This is a genomic window from Facklamia sp. P13064, assembly GCF_050409425.1.
Lineage (GTDB): Bacteria > Bacillota > Bacilli > Lactobacillales > Aerococcaceae > Facklamia.
This window is the reverse complement of the sequence record NZ_JBNUPM010000013.1, coordinates 1-15,820: the sequence shown is the minus strand read 5'-3', so window position 1 is coordinate 15,820 and position 15,820 is coordinate 1. Positions and strand designations below refer to the sequence as shown.

The window sequence follows — 15,820 nt, the reverse complement described above, 5'->3', positions numbered from 1 at the left end:
CATGGTTAATTTGAATTGATATCGCTTTCATCAGTTATTCTGATAAATGCTCAAGGCTGTTCTAACAAAGCTTGTCGGTGCATATTTGAAGTGATATGATTAGCCAGTAAAAATATATATATAAGGAGGTGTCTTATGAAAAAAATGTTTTCATGGTTGATGTTGACTGTATTATTTGTTGGGCTTATGCAACCATTTGCTAGAATTAATGCTGAAGATGAAGTTGAAGAAAACACTACCGAAGCTTCAAGTGAGGAGCAATACCCTGTCGATCCGGACAAACAAGTTTATGTTGATGCAGAATGGATTAAAAAGGTCTTAGATGGTAATTCAGACATTGAAAAATATGTATTGGCGGAAGTCACTTGGGGCGAAGCCGATGCAAGTCCAGATTATTTGAGAAAACACTTGCCTGGAGCGATTCATATTAATACGGATTCGGTTGAAGAGGGTCCTGTATGGAATTTGCGATCTGCCGAAGAAATTGAAGAATCTTTATTAAAATATGGGATTGATAAAGATATGACGTTGATTTTATATGGACCTGATACAGGTGTAGACCGTGTAGCTTATGCTGCATTGTACACAGGAGTTGAATCCGTTAAAATTCTAGATGGCGGCTTAGCTATTTGGGAAGCAGCAGGTTACGAAATAGAAGAAGGTGAAGTGGTCCCTGCAGCTGTTAAAGAATTTGGAGTCGAAGTGCCTGCTCATTCTGAATATCTTATATCTTTAGATGATACTGTGGATGCTTTAGCTAATAATGACAACTTTCGCTTAGTCTCTCTACGTTCTGAAAATGAATGGTTAGGTATAGAATCAGGATACTCTTATATTCCTAAAGCGGGAGAACCTAAAGGAGCAGTTTGGGGACGTCCATTATTGAGGGGCTCTGGAGAAGCTAATAGTTCAGGAATGGAAGATTTTAAAAATGAAGACGGTACAAATAAAAGCTTCGATGAGATTTTGGCTTTTTGGCAAGAAGAAGGTTTTGATGTTGAAAATGATTTAACCTTTTATTGTGGAACTGGTTGGAGATCTAGCCTTCCATTCTTGTTGATGTATGAGCGGGGTTTAGATGTTACCATGTTTGATGGTGGATGGAATGAATGGCAAATGAATGATGATTTGGAAGTTCAAATTGGTGATCCTCAATCAGATTCGGTAAAATATAAAACAGTTGGAGATTTAGAAGAAGGAAAAGAAACCAATTAGAAAGCATCTTCAAAAATACAAGGAAGCGTGCTCGCCATTGACGACGAGCATGCTTTTTATTAAGGAGAATATTAATGAAAAAAATTCTAAAATTATTAAGTTTAGCTGTTATAACCAGTTTAATAGTCAATACTACATATGTTTTTGCCAATGAGGGAAGCCCATTAAACAACTTATCTTTTGAAGAAATAGTAGAGCAAGCAAAAGGAAGTGAAGTTAATTTTTATGGATGGGGCGGCGATGAAAAGCTTAACCAGTGGTTAGATGAAGTATATGGACCAAGACTTAAAGAAAAATATGATATTACGTTAAACCGTATTCCGATGGATATCGATCAAATTTTGAGTCAATTAGTGAGTGAGAAGCAAGCTCAAACTAGCGAAAGTGAAATGGATATGATTTGGATCAATGGCGAGAATTTTAAATCTGCTCGAGAAAATGAACTCTTATATGGTCCATTCACAGAAATTTTACCAAATTATCAAGAATTTATAGATATAGAAGATATAGAAAACAATCAGGATTTTGGCTATCCAATTGAAGGTTTTGAAGCTCCTTACTCAAAATCTCAGCTTGTTTTAATTAAAGATTCAGAAGTAACTAAAGAAACTCCTACAGATGCTGAATCCTTGTTAGCATATGTAAAAGAAAATCCTGGAAGCTTTACTTATCCGGCATTGCCAGATTTTACCGGTTCCGCTTTTGTTCGGAATATTATCTATGAATTTGTTGATTATCAAGAATTTCAAAAGATGGAAACAGATAAAGAAGAGCTGAAAGTTCTCATTCAACCGGCTTTGGATTACTTAAATGAATTGGCTCCTTATTTATGGAGTGAGGGGAAAACTTATCCAAGCGATGGTCCTGCCTTAAACAATTTATTTATGGATGGAGAAGTTGCTTTTCATATCAACTATAACGCTTATGAAATTGCTCGATCAATTGAACAGGGAATGTATCCATCGACTGCCCAATCATTTGTTTTTGAAAAGGGCACAATAGGTAATACTAACTTTATAGCAATTGGTAAAAATGCATCACACAAAGCAGCCGCTATGGTAGCAATAAATGAAATGCTATCGCCAGAAATGCAATTATCAAAATACGAACACCTCGGTCTAATTCCGGTAATCGATAATGATAAATTAAATGATCAATTAAAAGCAGACTTTGAGGAAGTAGAAATTGGCGAGGGGATAATACCACAAGAACAACTTTTATCTAAGCGACTGCCAGAAATGCCCGCACAATTAGTGCCTTTGATCGAAGAAATTTGGCTAGATGAAGTGGCAGGAAAATAAAATGGAGCTTACGAAGAAGAAGCGTTTTTATGCAGTTCTCTTATTTATGCCTCAGTTCATTTTAAGTTTGTTTTTACTGTTAGGTGTAATGATTGGAATAGTGCAGTCTTTTGGATACATTCCTTCTTTAAATTTAAATGAGTTCAGTCTGACTTACTATCAAGATTTATTAAATGATAAACAATTTAAGCAATCAGTGTTTTTTTCATTGAAAATTGCTTTTTATTCAGCTTTTCTTTCAACGATTATGGGTCTAGCTTGGGCTTACTTTTGGCTTGTTCAAGAAAAATTAAGTAGATGGCAACAGACGCTAGTAAAAATTCCTATAATTGTTCCTCATTTAGTGGTCGCACTGTTTACTTTACAACTGTTTGGACGAACCGGAATATTTGCACGAATTTTATTTGCAATGGGAATTTCAAATGCCCAAGCTTGGTTTGATGCATTAATGTTTCAACCAAATGGTTGGGGCATTATTTTTTCTTTTATGTGGAAAGAAATTCCTTTTGTTTTATTTTATTGTTATCCTATAATAAGTTCAATCAATAATAAACTTGGCGAAGCTGCACAGACGCTTGGAGCCAGTCGCTTACAAAGTTTTATTAAGATTGTGCTACCCTTATCAAAAAACACAATCTTAGCTGCCTTTTTCATTATATTTATGTACGCTTTTGGTTCCTACGAGCTAGCAGCTTTATTAGGACCAACTTTACCTAAGGCATTACCAATTGCAGCTTATCAAGCATATATGCATCCTGATTTAAGCCAACGTCCTTTGGCAATGGCATATAATGGAATTTTAATACTCATTAGTTTGATGGCCGTTGTAGTAATTTATCTGATAGCATTTTATCCACAACTAAAGAAACAACTATTCAGTGAAGAAAAGGTGGGTCGAGATGTATCGTAAGACTATTCATTTCTTAATATTTATAGTTATTTTTTTGCCAATTAGTATTTTATTAATCTGGGCATTTACTGCTCGCTGGCCATGGCCTCATTTGATCCCGCACAATTTGTCCCTAAGAGGGTTTGAAAATCTGGTACGGCAACCTAATCAATTACTAACACTTATACTATCTTCAGTATTTATTTCGTCATGTGTAGCCATGCTGTCATCTTTGATTGCCTTAATGACTGCTAGAGCGACGGTAATGGCTAAAGGCTTCTTTAAGAATTTTATTCAGTTGACTATCGCCCTACCTTTTCTAATTCCTGTGATTGTTTTTGCTACAGGTATTCATCAAAAAATGTTTGAATGGGGCTGGGCTAATAAGCTTTGGGGCGTGATATTAGCCCATTTGATTTATTCCTTACCCTATGCTTCATACTTAGTGATTGATGCCTACCATGCGGTTGGCCTTCATTTAGAAGAGCAAGCATGGGTATTAGGAGCAAATAAGTTGAAAGCATTCTGGAAAATAACTTTTCCACTGCTGCTCCCTGTTCTTGCGACCAGTTTGGCTACGTCATTCATTGTTTCTTTTAGTCAGTATTTCCTGACTTTAATGATAGGTGGGGGGAAGATTCAAACCCTATCAGTAATTATTTTTCCTTATTTACAAAGAAACGATCGTACAATTGCTAGCATATACGCTTTGTTCTTTTTAATTATTAGCTTTTTAGTTATGGGACTACTCTCTTGGCTTTCCAATTTATATCAAAGTAAATATGAAAAATTCGACTATTATTAGGAGGTGAACCGTGTCTTTAATCATTAGAAATATATCAGTGAGTTTGGGTCATAACAAAGTCTTAAAAGATCTTAATCTTGAAGTTAAAAAAGGAGAGTATTTAGCTTTACTTGGGCCTTCTGGATCTGGAAAAACTACTTTTTTGAAAACACTAGCTGGACTAATTGAAAATGCTGAGGGAGATATTTTACTTAATCAAACTTCTATTATGAAAGAACCAAGTCATTCCCGTCCAGTTTCGGTGGTTTTTCAAGATTTAAGACTTTTTCCGCATTATAACGTTAAAGAAAATATTGCTTTTCCTATGAGGTTAAAGAAAATGAAAGCTAAAGAGATCGATGAGCGGGTAGCATCTTTATTGAATGATGTGCATTTACCTGGTTTACAAGCTTCTTCCATCCATAAACTATCAGGTGGTCAACAACAAAGGGTAGCACTCGCAAGAGCCTTAGCCAATGAACCTCAGGTTCTTTTGTTGGATGAGCCTTTTTCCGGACTCGATGAGCCTCTTAGAAGGGAGATGGGCCAGTTAGTACATAACTTACATGTTAAAAAAGGGCTGGTAACCATCTTAGTGACACATGATAAGCGAGAAGCGGTACAATTTGCTGATCGTATCGCTTTTCTGCATGAGGGTAATTTAGTGCAAGTGGATTATCCTAAAAATGTCTTTGATCATCCTAAAAATGAATATGTGGGTAGTTTCTTTGGAGTGTTGAACCGTTTAAAAGTTATTGAAGAAAGTAGAAAAGACTGGTTAGAGATGGATTTTAATGTTAAATTAAAAGACTATATTGGCAAAGAAATTTTTGTCAGACCAATTCGTGTGGAAGTTAAGACAGAACGTTTATTTTCCTCTTCCAGTCTCATTTTCCCTGCTAAACTAACCCATTTTTTTGAATACCCAGAGTATGTAGATTTAAAATTTCAATTAATCAATTCAAGTGAACAATGGAGTGTCAATGTCTTGCACCAGTCATTAAAAGATTATAAAGTAGGCGAAAAATATTGGCTTTATGTTAATCATGCAGATATTATTAGTTTTGAATGATAGATTTAAATAGAAAAAGCCCAATTATAAGTTGGGCTTTTTGCTTACAATCGTTTATGAAGCTTTTTCAATAATTGGAATTTTTTTATTTTCTTTTGTACCATCTAGAGAATTCTTGACATTAGTATAGCCCTTTTCGGTTAAGAAGTTAGCTATTTGAGCGGATTTATTACCAGAATAACAGAAAGTAATAATTTCAACTTCTTTGTCTTCAGGTAATTGTTCTAAAACAGTTTCTGGCTTATCAACTGAAGCATGAATGGCTCCTTCTACACTTGCTTTTTCAAAGTCTTTAAGATCACGTGCATCAATGAAAATGGTTTCGCCTGCTTCGGCTGCTTCAATGAAGGTATCTGGCAAGATAGATTCATAAGTCACTAAAGTATATTCAAAGTCTTTAACCCCTACAGCATCTTTAACATCTTCAAAGCCATTATCGATTAAAAGATTAGCAGCTTCTGCAGACTTATTACCTGTGTTGCAATAAACAATAATTGGCATCTTTTGGTAGTCTTCTAATCGTTCTAATTGTTCTTCTAATTGATCTAAAGGGATATTAATGGCATGTGAAAGATGTCCTTCTGCATAGTCTTCTTCAGGTCGGACATCAATTACCAAATATTTTTCCTTTTTCTTTTTATCTAGTTGGATTTTTTCAAGTTCTTCGCCTGTCATTATCTCAGCTTGGGCGTAAACGTTCGAAAGACCCAAAGCAAAAACTGCTACAAAAGTGACAATAAGTTTTAAAGATTTTAAAAGTGTTTTTTGCATTATACCCACTCCTTTATTTTGATGTCTTTATTTTATTAAAATGGTCATCTAATCACAAATAGACTTATTAAATAAATACGGGCTATTTATTAGTAATATCAATAAAACATTCATTCAAAAAAAAGTAGCTGTATGCTATAATGAGCAAGGTTATAAGAGGAGGTCCAAAATGTTAAGTAAAATATATTGGGCGATTGAAATATTAATAGTCACAGGTGGTTTTTTTGTGAATGAATATGCTAGTAAGCGGATAGGACTCTATCGCCATGTGTATTATCGAGAATTTCAATTTAATCAGTTTTGGTTTGCTGAAAACTATCATTGGATTTGGTATGTTGTAGCTATTTTCATTATTTTAATTGCTATTATTGCTCTATTTAAAACTAAAAGCTGGATTCAATTTTGTTATCAATTTTCTTGGAAAACACATTGGGCGATACTGTTGATCGTTTCTCTGTCTGAACTAATTATTATGAGCTTTTTTACAGATAAAAGTCTTTTAATTATGTATCCGTATTTCCTAGTAGGATTACCACTTTTAGGAGTTGGAAATTTGATAGGTTGTTTATTAATTTTTTTATTCCATCCTCAGACTAAAGAATGCGAAATTAAGATAGGAGCCATATAATGTCGACTGCAATTATTTATTTTGTCAAATTACCTTTAATTGGATATAACAAAACTAGATTACAAGGGTTTTTACCTAAGGAAGATATTCACCATCTATCGATTCACCTTTTACAACAAACTTACAAAGAAATTTGTAAGGTGGATGCAGACATCTTTCTTTTTGTAGCACCTGCTGATCAAAAATTAGCCATTCAAAAATACTTAGCTATTGATAGTGATAAGATATTCGGCCAGCTTGAAACAGCTCATTTAGGAGAACGAATGTCGCGAGCCATGCAGCAAATTTTTAACCGTGGCTATGATAAAGTTCTTTTATTAGGCTGTGATCTAGTTGACATCAAGCAATCTTTGGTTGAGCAAATGATTGACATGCTAGACACTGAAGATGTTGTTTTAGCTCCTACCTTAGATGGAGGTTATGGCATTATAGCCAGCCGTTTGTTCTCTAAGTCTCTTTTTGATTTAGAGAATTATTCACACGATGAAGTATGCCAAAGGACGATCAATAAAGTTTCTGCAGCAAAACTTTCCTATGCGTTGACAGAAACCATTCGTGACCTAGACACGCGGGAAGATGTGGTGCGTTATCTATCAGGAGATCCAGATGCAGTTTATTTTAATCAGGGGGAATATAATGCCAACTTTCTAATTGATAAGGGCAGAAAGATTTTTAGGATTGCTTTAGGTTCGCAAATGAATTTAGACAATCAAATTGAATATGAATACTTAGCACTGAAGGGTTTGGCTTCTTCAGGGGTTGTGCCGAAGGTATATCAATGCCAGCCTCATACTAAGTTGTTAGGTAAGGGTTATTTAATTGAAGAATACCTCCCCGGTCATCCCTTAGACTATCAAAAGGACTTATCCAAAGCTGCTAATATTTTGGCTAGAATCCATAGTGTAGATAGCCAGACCATTCCTCATCTTATTAAGGCTAATAATCCCTTCCAACTGATGTATCAGGAATTTGTTGACATGTATAGTCATTATCAAAAATGGAAGGGCAGAGATCTTGAGGTTATTGATCTAATCGATGCATTGATGGCAGGTCTGAAAAAATATTCGTTCAATAATAAATTAAGCAATCCTTGCGTTATTAATACAGAACTTAATTCACACAATTTTTTGATTAATTCTAAAGGTGATTCCTATTTAATTGACTGGGAGAAGCCTTTGGTTGGTGAGAGGGAACAAGATATCGCTCATTTTCTAGCTCCCACAACCACATTATGGAAAACAGACCACTTACTTTCATATGAGCAAATCTCCGCTTTCATTAAAGAGTATGATAAGTCCTCCCAGGTGAAAATTAATAAAGATAAGCTTAAACAATATCTTCATTTTACTTGTTTAAGAGGAGTCACTTGGTGTTCGATGGCTTATGTTCAATATTTAGAAGCACAAAAAGTTAAGTCAAATGACCACTCTTTTGAAACCATCTCCCGCTTTATTAGCCCTGTTTTCTTACAAGAAATTAAAGCTTATATTGAAAAGTTGGAGGATATTACCTTATGAATTATTTGATCAGTGTGATTATTCCAGTTTATAACGAAAGAAAAATTTTACCTCAAACTTTAAAGCATCTACAGCATTTAAAGGACGAAGAAATTGAAATTCTGTTTGTAGATGGTGGTAGTGAAGATGGAACTCAAGAATTTATTAGCGAAAATCAATATAAAGTCCTGAATGGTCCAAAGGGTCGTGGTAGTCAATTAGCTGTAGGGGCTAAAAAGGCCAAAGGAGACTATCTTTTATTCTTACATGCAGATAGCTACTTTAAACGTTCTCCAAAAAAGGTCATCCTGAGTAGTCTGCTGAAAGGAAAGATTGGAGCTTTTCCATTAGACTTTCAAACAGATAATTTATGGCTAAGAGCGATTGCTTATGGATCAAATTGGCGACTTAAACATCGACAGATAGCTTTCGGTGATCAAGGGATTTTTATGACAAAAGATTACTATTGGGAACTAGGAGGTTTTCATGCTTTATCTTTAATGGAAGACTATGATTTATTTTTACGAAACAAGGCTAAGGGTGAAGAATTAGTTGTAGCAGATCAGTTCATTTATACCTCGGACCGTCGTTTTAAAGAAAAAGGTGTCTTTAGAACACTTCTTAAGATGCAATATTGCCAGTATCTATTTCGTAAGGGTTACTCAATGAAAGCAATCACTCAAGTCTATTATTCGTAGAAGGGGATTCGAATGAAAAAGAGAAGTATTAAAGAAAATATCATTGCAGCCATAGCCAAAAGAATGGTGGTTACCATCGATGAAGCCCCCTCTAATGTTGAATTAACTAAACCTCTTTCAGAGTGTAGGGTAGCATTTATCACAACAGCAGGAACCCATTTGAAAAGCGATGCCCCTTTTAATATTAAGGGAGATCATACTTTCCGAATGATTCCTGGGGATAGTCGGGTGGAAAATATTATGATTACTCATGATCATTATGATCATGGACCGGCAGATGAAGATTTAAACTGTGTCTTTCCCATACAGATGCTTCAAGAGATGGCAACAAAGGGCAAAATCGGCTCTGTTGCACCGCGCCATTATGGCCTAATGGGTTATATACCAAAAGTAAATTTACTAATTGATGAAACAGCACCTGCGATTGCCCGTCAGTTAGTTGAAGATCAAGTAGATTTGGTACTCCTTTCTCCTGGCTGATATATTTGCCATCAGTCCGTTGGGCTAATCCAAAGAGAAGTAGAAAAGCAAGGGATCCGTACCGCTTCAATTATGCACTTACCTAAAGTGGCAGCCAAATCGAGACCACCTAGAATGTTTACCATTGATTTTCCTTTAGGTTTAACTTTTGGAGAGGCGAATGATTCTATTAAGCATTGGCAAGTTATGGATCAATTCTTAGATTTTGCTGTATCAGGTGGGGCAGAGGAGATAAGACCTTTTAAAAAAGCTTAATTATTCAATCACATAATGCGAATAGCGGCTTACTTTCAAATAATTAATTTATTTATACTAGCGTGATTACTTTTAGTTGAATGACTCCAATGGCATGATAATCTTTGTGAGAAAGGAGCTTAAAAATATGGACTATCTATTATTATTTATCGAGGGATTAATGACTTTTGTCTCTCCTTGCTTACTGCCAATGCTTCCACTTTATATTGCATTCTTTGCAGGCAGTGAAGGGGAGAGCTCTACTAAACAAACCCTCATTAAAGCAATTTTATTTATGTTAGGATTTTCTACGATATTTATCTTATTAAGTCTTTTTGTGTCCACTGTAGGATCCTTTTTTATGATGCACCGACAAGTCGTTAACTTTATCGCAGGAAGCATTATGATTATTATGGGTGTCGATTATCTTAATGGTCAAAAGCTAATGACTAAGTTAAGGCCTCATTCGCGAGGTTCCTATGTGGCCAATCCTTATTTATTTGGTCTAGTCTTTGCCATTTCTTGGTCGCCATGTGTTGGAACATTTTTGGCTTCTGCATTAACTTATATAGCCAGTGTCGCTACTAGCTGGACTTCATTTTTGCTTATAATTAGCTATTGTTTAGGTTTAGGTATTCCTTTCATTCTGTCTGCATTATTGGTAGATGAAAGTAAAAAAGTCCTTACATTTATCAAGGAACATTATCACTTAGTCAATCTATCTTCAGGCTGGTTTTTAATCCTTTTCGGTTTATTAACAATATCAGGCATCTTAGAAACGCTTTTACTACAACTAGTCTAGGAGGAATACAATGAAAAAGTTATTAACGTATGGTTTGCTTTTAATCGTTATTATAGGTCTGGGGGGCTTTATTTATAACAAAGTTCAAGATCAAAGTTTATCTATCGATAAAAAAGAAACAATTCAGGAAACTGTCAATGAGATCGATTTAACATTTAACAAAACAAGCGAAGAGGTTATTGAAGGAAAAGAAGTATCTCTTCAAACTTCAAGGGAAGAAAGTAGTCAGCTTAATAGCACAAATGAAGAAAAACAAGATCGATATGGTCATCTTAATGTAGATAGTGTAAGGATTAAAGATCAAGTAGATAAATCAATGACTTTATCTGAAAATTTTGGTCGACCTATGGTTGTTAATGTTTGGGCAACTTGGTGTCCACCATGCAAAAAAGAAATGCCTTATTTTCAAACGGCTTGGGAAGATTACCAAGAAGATATTGATTTTTATATGATCAATGCCACTAATTCGCAACCTGGCGAAACTAAAGAAGCAGTGAACGAATATTTAGAAGACCTTAATTTGACTCTTCCTGTATTCTATGATGTTAACTTTTCAACCATGATGTCCCTACAAGCTACCTTTTTGCCCGCTACTATTTTTATAAATGAAGAAGGAGAGGTAGTATACCATCATATTGGCCTAATCAATGAAAAGCAATTACTAGAGCAAATCGAGGAATTGTTATAAAAATGTAAAATTTTGATGGTGGTGGAGTTTAATATTTAGGAGGTTCTTATGAAAAAAAATAAATTGGCAGTGATTGTTGTACTTGTATTATCACTTTTATCTTATCTCTTTATTCCCTCGGTGCAGTCATTTATTAACGAGTCTATTTCAGCCATGAAAGCAGTTAATTTAGAAGAGACAATTGCTTATATTCGTTCTTACGGAAATGTTGCTGCTGGTGTTTCCTTTTTCTTGATGATTTTGCAATCGATTCTTTCACCCATTCCTGCTTTCTTAATCACTCTATCTAATGCTGCCATTTTTGGATGGTTTTGGGGAGCGGTATTGTCTTGGACATCTTCAATGGCTGGAGCGACCTTATGCTTTTACATTGCTAAAATTTTGGGACGCGACGCAGTTGCCAAGATTACCAGTAAAACAGCCTTAAAATCTTTAGATGTGTTTTTTGAAAAATATGGAAAGTACACCATTGTAGTTTGCCGTTTATTACCATTTGTTAGTTTTGACCTAGTCTCTTATGCAGCTGGTTTAACTTCTATGAAATTCTGGCCATTCTTTTTAGCAACCGGAATCGGTCAATTGCCGGCTACTCTTGTTTATTCTTATATTGGACAAAACTTCGGTGGTGGCGGTAAACAATTATTTATTGGATTAATGTCACTATTTGCTGTAACAATTGTCATTTATATTGTTAAATCGATTTATAATGAACGCCATGCAAAAAAAGCAGCTAAGTAAATGGTTTAAGGTTTGCTTAGTGATTGCTTTAGTAGCTTTAACTATCTGGCTGACCTTAAATTTTTCAACCGAGCGTGTACGAGAAATAATCTTACAATCAGGGTCTTCTGCAAAATGGATTTATGTATTACTTTGGGTTTTCTTACCGATGGGGTTTTTCCCTGTTCCTTTCCTAGCTTTTGCTGGAGGAATGGGATTTGGATTATGGTTAGGCTCCATCTTGACTTTTATAGGTGCGGCTTTGAATCTAACTTTCATGTTTTTAATTTCGCGCTATTTATTTAGGCAACCGGCACAAAAATTTTTATTTAAAAGATATCCTAGTTCCAAAGGGATATTGACCACCGATAACCAACATTTAAAGTTAGTTCTTGCATTGGCTCGGATTATGCCTGTAATTCCCTATAATGTTGAAAACTATGCTTTTGGCTTAACGGATATCTCATTCTGGGACTATCTTTGGATTTCTCTCATATGCATTTTGCCGGGGACATTTATTTTTGTAAATGTTGGCGATAAGGCTTTAGAACCTAGTGATGCCTCTTTTTCACTATCAATAATATTAGTGGCTTTACTAGTATTCGGCACAGCCTTTTTAGGGAAATTTATTAAGAAGAAAAATCCAGAAGTAGCCCAAAAGCTTGAAGTAGATGAGGAGGAATAAGGGATAATGAAAGTTTTAATTGATTTTGATAATACTTTTTTCACACCCCATCGCGACATTGATGATGGTTTGGCGCTGATGTATTTATTAGGGAGTCCAGAAGTCGCTATAGTGGGTATCACTTCGACATTTGGGAATTCGACCATTGAGCAAGTAGACCAATCGACCCGTCAATTAATAAGCAAACTTGGCCTTCATTCAATTCCTTATGCAAAAGGTGCAAGTGAAACAGCTGATTATTTAACACCAGCAAGCCAGCTATTGGTAGATTTGGCTAATAAATATAAAGATGAGTTAATCATTATTGCAGTCGGTTCAATGACCAACTTGCAAGGGGCCTATCTAAGAGACAGTAATTTCTTCAAAAAAGTTAAACAACTTGTCTTAATGGGTGGGATTACTCAGCCGTTGATCTTTGACAAGCAAGAAATGCGAGAAATGAACTTTTCCATTGATCCGCAGGCTGCTTTTACCGTTTTAACTAAGGGAAGAAATGTTTCTATTTTAACAGCTAATCACTGTTTAGATCTTTTATTTACTCGATCAGAATATGAAGAAGCTTTTTCTAACCAACAATCGGCCATTGCTCATTTAATTCAAAACTATGCAGAACCTTGGTTTGTCGATAATGAAGATGAGTATGGTATTAAAGGCTTTTATAATTGGGATTCATTAGCAGCGGTCTATTTAGTAAATCCTGAATTATTTGAGGATCAATGGACTTCTTTTAATGTTTCTGTTAATAGTCTCTCAATGGGTTCTTTAATAGCGGAAGATTTTGATTTCAGTCCTTACTCAAGCTCTAGACCTTTAAAAAAAGCTTTAATCAATACACCTGTTGTTAAAAAGGCAGATCAAATACGAAAGAATTTATTTCAGCGCTGGCTAAATGTTAAATTGGAAGATTAAATAGCAAAGGAGGTTTTTGGATGTTCAAATGGCATAATTTACTAATAGCAATTTGCTCAGGGTTTATTTTTGCTCTTCTAGCAAGCGCTTTAATGTCATATTGGGTATGGTTAGAAATGCGAGTGCATACTTGGGTTTTGTGTTGGATAGTTTTTGTTCTATTTATCATGGTAAGTTTTTTGTTCAAGATAAAACCAATAACTTACTTCCTAGGACTTATTAGTGTCGTTACTTTAATGCTTGTTAAATCACCTAATATTTTTTATTATAATGTTCGCGATATGTTTTTTTTAGATATGAAGATAGGTCAAATTAAAATGATTACTTTAATTTTGATGATAGTCATGACTCTTTTAATGATTTACTTTTGGTTGAAAGATCGAAAGCTAAAAAGTCAGCAAGTTTAATTTTGAAAGGATGAATAATATGAACAAAATGATTAAAAAATTAATGACACTTGTCTTTGCCTTCGTTACCGTTTTATCTTTATCTGTCCCAACACTTGCAAAGGAAGATGCTCCTGCAAATTTACCGACAGAGGAAAACCCGATGGTGGTCGATAAGGAAGCAGGCACCATTTCGATATATGCTTACGTAAATGGAAAATACTTAGAAACATCTACCCGTCATGCCGTGGTCTTCGATGATGGTAATTTTGGTGGAAAATCGGTATTCGGAACAACTGCTAATCAAAATAAATTCTATGAAGCTTTAATAGAAATCGGGGCAGAACCAGGCGATAATATGACGGCTGAAAATGCGGAAGAAACGCATGTTGCAGGGGATTTAATGGATATTAAAGTAACTTGGGAAGGTGCTGAAAAAGAATACAACCTAAGTGAAACAATTATTGATTCTAATGGCAATGACTTTGAATTCCGCTTTGGTGGAAATAAAGGGCGTGCCCATGATAAACATACAGGTTGTATCACTTGTTTAGATTCATGCCCAGTCGGACTTATTTCAAATGCTACTTATACCTACGGGGCCGTTGAAAAAAGAGGGGAAGTAGCGTTTTCAGGAAATGGTGAGATTTTACCAGAAGAAGGGACTCCGGTAATCATTACTTATTCAATCCACAAAGAGGATAGTAAAGATAAGAAAGTTGAATCAAACGAAAAAGCTGAAGCAGAATAATAATTCATTGGAGGGGCTGTATCATAAGTCTCAAACCGAAAAACCACTATAAACGTTGTTTAAACAATGTTTATAGTGGTTTTTATGGTATAATAAAGATATAAAAAAGCAGAAAGTTGACGCTTTCTGCTTCGTCAATGCCTCTCCTCTAACACAAAAGAAAGGACATAAAAATGCATTTTCATTATAACACAAATCAATTAGCTTTGGAAATCTCTTATGCCTATATTCCTGAAGAAGCACATGTTGTCCACTTTATTGATGGCTTGGTCAACCAATTAGCCATTGATCATCCTTATGTGTTTGGTCGCCCGAGAGAATACCCTTTATCTGCCGTCTTAAAGCTCATTCTCTTTGCCTATACTCGAGAGATATTTACCAGTCGGAAGATTGAACGCTTTGCGGCTGAAAACTTACCGGCTCAATGGTTAACACAAGGTAGAGTCCCTTCACATACCACGATCTGCCGATGCCGAGTGGATGAGAGCATACAAGACATTCTAGATGCTGGGTTTGATGGACTTGTAAACTATTTAATGGAACAACGTCTGATAGACGATGCTTTATTTATTGATGGAACAAAAATTTTAGCGAATGCGAATAAATATACCTTCGTCTGGAAAAAGAACATCATCCGTTTTGATGAAGCCAATGAAGCACAAATCAAAGAGCTGTTAAAAGAAACCAAAGTAGCCTATCAAGACATGACACTTCCTGAGGGAACAGACTTAACGATGGATCAGCTGGAAGAAGTGATGACACAGTTAGAGAGCTGTCTCGAAGCTTTAGAAAAAGAAGTGGAAGAAACAAAGAAACAATCGCCTAATCCGGCCAAGCAATCACGTCGTCGCTTAAAATCTCTCAAGCACCAACTCAATGAACGCATTGAAAAGAAACAAAACTATGAAAAACATCGTCATCTTTTAGGTGACCGTCATTCTTATTCTAAAACGGATACTGACGCGACCTTTATGCGGATGAAAGAAGATCCAATGCGAAACGGTCAAACTAAACCTGGCTATAACCTACAAATCGCCACCAGTCATCAATATGTATTAGCTTATGACATCTATCCCAATCCAACCGACACACGAACGCTTCAACCATTCTTTGAGACCCACCGTGCACTCATTGATTCGATGACTTATGTTTCGATGGACGCTGGGTATGGTTCCGAGTCCAACTATGCCTACTTAGAAGACCATCATCCCGATACCATCGCCATCATCCCCTATAGCACGATGTTAAAAGAACAGACAAAAAAATGGCAATCCGATGAAAAGAAAGTCTTCAATTGGACTTATCATGAAGCAG

At 35.5% G+C, this 15,820-nt stretch carries 18 protein-coding genes; 17 read left to right on the top strand and 1 reads right to left on the bottom strand.

Annotation, left to right across the window (positions count from 1 at the left end):
* Nucleotides 1-135: 135 nt before the first annotated feature.
* From ACQV2S_RS06510 to ACQV2S_RS06490, 5 genes are all read left to right on the top strand, one after another.
* Nucleotides 136-1,215: a sulfurtransferase gene (locus tag ACQV2S_RS06510; protein ID WP_428885230.1), complete on the top strand. Its 1,080-nt coding sequence runs from the start codon at nt 136-138 to the stop codon at nt 1,213-1,215.
* Between the two features lie 74 nt (nt 1,216-1,289).
* Nucleotides 1,290-2,516: an ABC transporter substrate-binding protein gene (locus tag ACQV2S_RS06505; RefSeq protein WP_428885229.1), complete on the top strand. Its 1,227-nt coding sequence runs from the start codon at nt 1,290-1,292 to the stop codon at nt 2,514-2,516.
* A gap of 1 nt (nt 2,517) precedes the next feature.
* Nucleotides 2,518-3,426, top strand: coding sequence for an ABC transporter permease (locus tag ACQV2S_RS06500; protein ID WP_428874887.1), 909 nt, complete (start codon nt 2,518-2,520; stop codon nt 3,424-3,426).
* Nucleotides 3,416-4,210 (top strand): ABC transporter permease, encoded by a 795-nt coding sequence (locus ACQV2S_RS06495; RefSeq protein ID WP_428874886.1) that lies wholly within the window; start codon nt 3,416-3,418, stop codon nt 4,208-4,210. The genes ACQV2S_RS06500 and ACQV2S_RS06495 overlap by 11 nt, the downstream gene beginning before the upstream one ends.
* 10 nt (nt 4,211-4,220) lie before the next feature.
* Entirely contained in the window at nt 4,221-5,261 is a 1,041-nt protein-coding gene (locus ACQV2S_RS06490; protein ID WP_428874885.1) for an ABC transporter ATP-binding protein, read from the top strand.
* A gap of 54 nt (nt 5,262-5,315) precedes the next feature.
* Here the strand turns inward: ACQV2S_RS06490 and ACQV2S_RS06485 are convergent, their stop codons facing one another.
* The gene (locus ACQV2S_RS06485) at nt 5,316-6,032 is read right to left on the bottom strand and encodes a rhodanese-like domain-containing protein (protein ID WP_428885228.1); all 717 of its coding nucleotides are present in this window, start codon (nt 6,030-6,032) and stop codon (nt 5,316-5,318) included.
* 169 nt (nt 6,033-6,201) lie between these two features.
* Here ACQV2S_RS06485 and ACQV2S_RS06480 point away from each other — a divergent pair, with 169 nt between their 5' ends.
* The 12 genes from ACQV2S_RS06480 to ACQV2S_RS06425 form a co-directional block, all read left to right on the top strand.
* Nucleotides 6,202-6,660, top strand: a complete 459-nt coding sequence (locus tag ACQV2S_RS06480) for a hypothetical protein (protein ID WP_428874884.1) — start codon at nt 6,202-6,204, stop codon at nt 6,658-6,660.
* Complete coding sequence (locus tag ACQV2S_RS06475) at nt 6,660-8,177, top strand: TIGR04282 family arsenosugar biosynthesis glycosyltransferase (RefSeq protein WP_428874883.1); 1,518 nt, start codon at nt 6,660-6,662, stop codon at nt 8,175-8,177. The genes ACQV2S_RS06480 and ACQV2S_RS06475 overlap by 1 nt, the downstream gene beginning before the upstream one ends.
* Nucleotides 8,174-8,854, top strand: coding sequence for a TIGR04283 family arsenosugar biosynthesis glycosyltransferase (locus tag ACQV2S_RS06470; RefSeq protein WP_428872789.1), 681 nt, complete (start codon nt 8,174-8,176; stop codon nt 8,852-8,854). Before ACQV2S_RS06475 ends, ACQV2S_RS06470 begins: the two co-directional genes overlap by 4 nt.
* A gap of 12 nt (nt 8,855-8,866) precedes the next feature.
* Nucleotides 8,867-9,589 (top strand): glycine/sarcosine/betaine reductase selenoprotein B family protein, encoded by a 723-nt coding sequence (locus ACQV2S_RS06465; RefSeq protein ID WP_428872790.1) that lies wholly within the window; start codon nt 8,867-8,869, stop codon nt 9,587-9,589.
* 127 nt (nt 9,590-9,716) lie between these two features.
* Nucleotides 9,717-10,370 carry a cytochrome c biogenesis CcdA family protein gene (locus ACQV2S_RS06460; protein WP_428874882.1) on the top strand — a complete coding sequence of 218 codons (654 nt, stop codon included), beginning with the start codon at nt 9,717-9,719 and terminating at the stop codon, nt 10,368-10,370.
* Between the two features lie 10 nt (nt 10,371-10,380).
* Nucleotides 10,381-11,058: a TlpA family protein disulfide reductase gene (locus ACQV2S_RS06455; RefSeq protein WP_428874881.1), complete on the top strand. Its 678-nt coding sequence runs from the start codon at nt 10,381-10,383 to the stop codon at nt 11,056-11,058.
* Nucleotides 11,059-11,106: 48 nt separating this feature from the next.
* Nucleotides 11,107-11,796 carry a TVP38/TMEM64 family protein gene (locus tag ACQV2S_RS06450; RefSeq protein WP_428872794.1) on the top strand — a complete coding sequence of 230 codons (690 nt, stop codon included), beginning with the start codon at nt 11,107-11,109 and terminating at the stop codon, nt 11,794-11,796.
* Complete coding sequence (locus ACQV2S_RS06445; protein ID WP_428874880.1) at nt 11,774-12,460, top strand: TVP38/TMEM64 family protein; 687 nt, start codon at nt 11,774-11,776, stop codon at nt 12,458-12,460. The genes ACQV2S_RS06450 and ACQV2S_RS06445 overlap by 23 nt, the downstream gene beginning before the upstream one ends.
* Nucleotides 12,461-12,466: 6 nt before the next feature.
* Nucleotides 12,467-13,369 carry a nucleoside hydrolase gene (locus ACQV2S_RS06440; RefSeq protein WP_428872797.1) on the top strand — a complete coding sequence of 301 codons (903 nt, stop codon included), beginning with the start codon at nt 12,467-12,469 and terminating at the stop codon, nt 13,367-13,369.
* Between the two features lie 20 nt (nt 13,370-13,389).
* A complete protein-coding gene (locus ACQV2S_RS06435; protein WP_428872798.1) occupies nt 13,390-13,776 on the top strand; it encodes a hypothetical protein in 387 nt (128 codons plus the stop codon).
* Nucleotides 13,777-13,795: 19 nt separating this feature from the next.
* The gene (locus ACQV2S_RS06430) at nt 13,796-14,506 is read left to right on the top strand and encodes a YdjY domain-containing protein (protein ID WP_428874878.1); all 711 of its coding nucleotides are present in this window, start codon (nt 13,796-13,798) and stop codon (nt 14,504-14,506) included.
* 173 nt (nt 14,507-14,679) lie between these two features.
* A partial coding sequence (locus ACQV2S_RS06425; protein ID WP_428885227.1) for a transposase occupies nt 14,680-15,820 on the top strand: 1,141 nt, incomplete at its 3' end.

What these genes read in the sequence shown, in the direction of transcription:
- ACQV2S_RS06510 (WP_428885230.1), top strand. Translation starts at nt 136, where the DNA reads ATGAAAAAAATGTTTTCATGGTTGATGTTGACTGTATTATTTGTTGGG.
- ACQV2S_RS06505 (WP_428885229.1), top strand. Translation starts at nt 1,290, where the DNA reads ATGAAAAAAATTCTAAAATTATTAAGTTTAGCTGTTATAACCAGTTTA.
- ACQV2S_RS06500 (WP_428874887.1), top strand. Translation starts at nt 2,518, where the DNA reads ATGGAGCTTACGAAGAAGAAGCGTTTTTATGCAGTTCTCTTATTTATG.
- ACQV2S_RS06495 (WP_428874886.1), top strand. Translation starts at nt 3,416, where the DNA reads ATGTATCGTAAGACTATTCATTTCTTAATATTTATAGTTATTTTTTTG.
- ACQV2S_RS06485 (WP_428885228.1), bottom strand. Translation starts at nt 6,032, where the DNA reads ATGCAAAAAACACTTTTAAAATCTTTAAAACTTATTGTCACTTTTGTA.
- ACQV2S_RS06480 (WP_428874884.1), top strand. Translation starts at nt 6,202, where the DNA reads ATGTTAAGTAAAATATATTGGGCGATTGAAATATTAATAGTCACAGGT.
- ACQV2S_RS06475 (WP_428874883.1), top strand. Translation starts at nt 6,660, where the DNA reads ATGTCGACTGCAATTATTTATTTTGTCAAATTACCTTTAATTGGATAT.
- ACQV2S_RS06470 (WP_428872789.1), top strand. Translation starts at nt 8,174, where the DNA reads ATGAATTATTTGATCAGTGTGATTATTCCAGTTTATAACGAAAGAAAA.
- ACQV2S_RS06460 (WP_428874882.1), top strand. Translation starts at nt 9,717, where the DNA reads ATGGACTATCTATTATTATTTATCGAGGGATTAATGACTTTTGTCTCT.
- ACQV2S_RS06455 (WP_428874881.1), top strand. Translation starts at nt 10,381, where the DNA reads ATGAAAAAGTTATTAACGTATGGTTTGCTTTTAATCGTTATTATAGGT.
- ACQV2S_RS06450 (WP_428872794.1), top strand. Translation starts at nt 11,107, where the DNA reads ATGAAAAAAAATAAATTGGCAGTGATTGTTGTACTTGTATTATCACTT.
- ACQV2S_RS06445 (WP_428874880.1), top strand. Translation starts at nt 11,774, where the DNA reads ATGCAAAAAAAGCAGCTAAGTAAATGGTTTAAGGTTTGCTTAGTGATT.
- ACQV2S_RS06440 (WP_428872797.1), top strand. Translation starts at nt 12,467, where the DNA reads ATGAAAGTTTTAATTGATTTTGATAATACTTTTTTCACACCCCATCGC.
- ACQV2S_RS06435 (WP_428872798.1), top strand. Translation starts at nt 13,390, where the DNA reads ATGTTCAAATGGCATAATTTACTAATAGCAATTTGCTCAGGGTTTATT.
- ACQV2S_RS06430 (WP_428874878.1), top strand. Translation starts at nt 13,796, where the DNA reads ATGAACAAAATGATTAAAAAATTAATGACACTTGTCTTTGCCTTCGTT.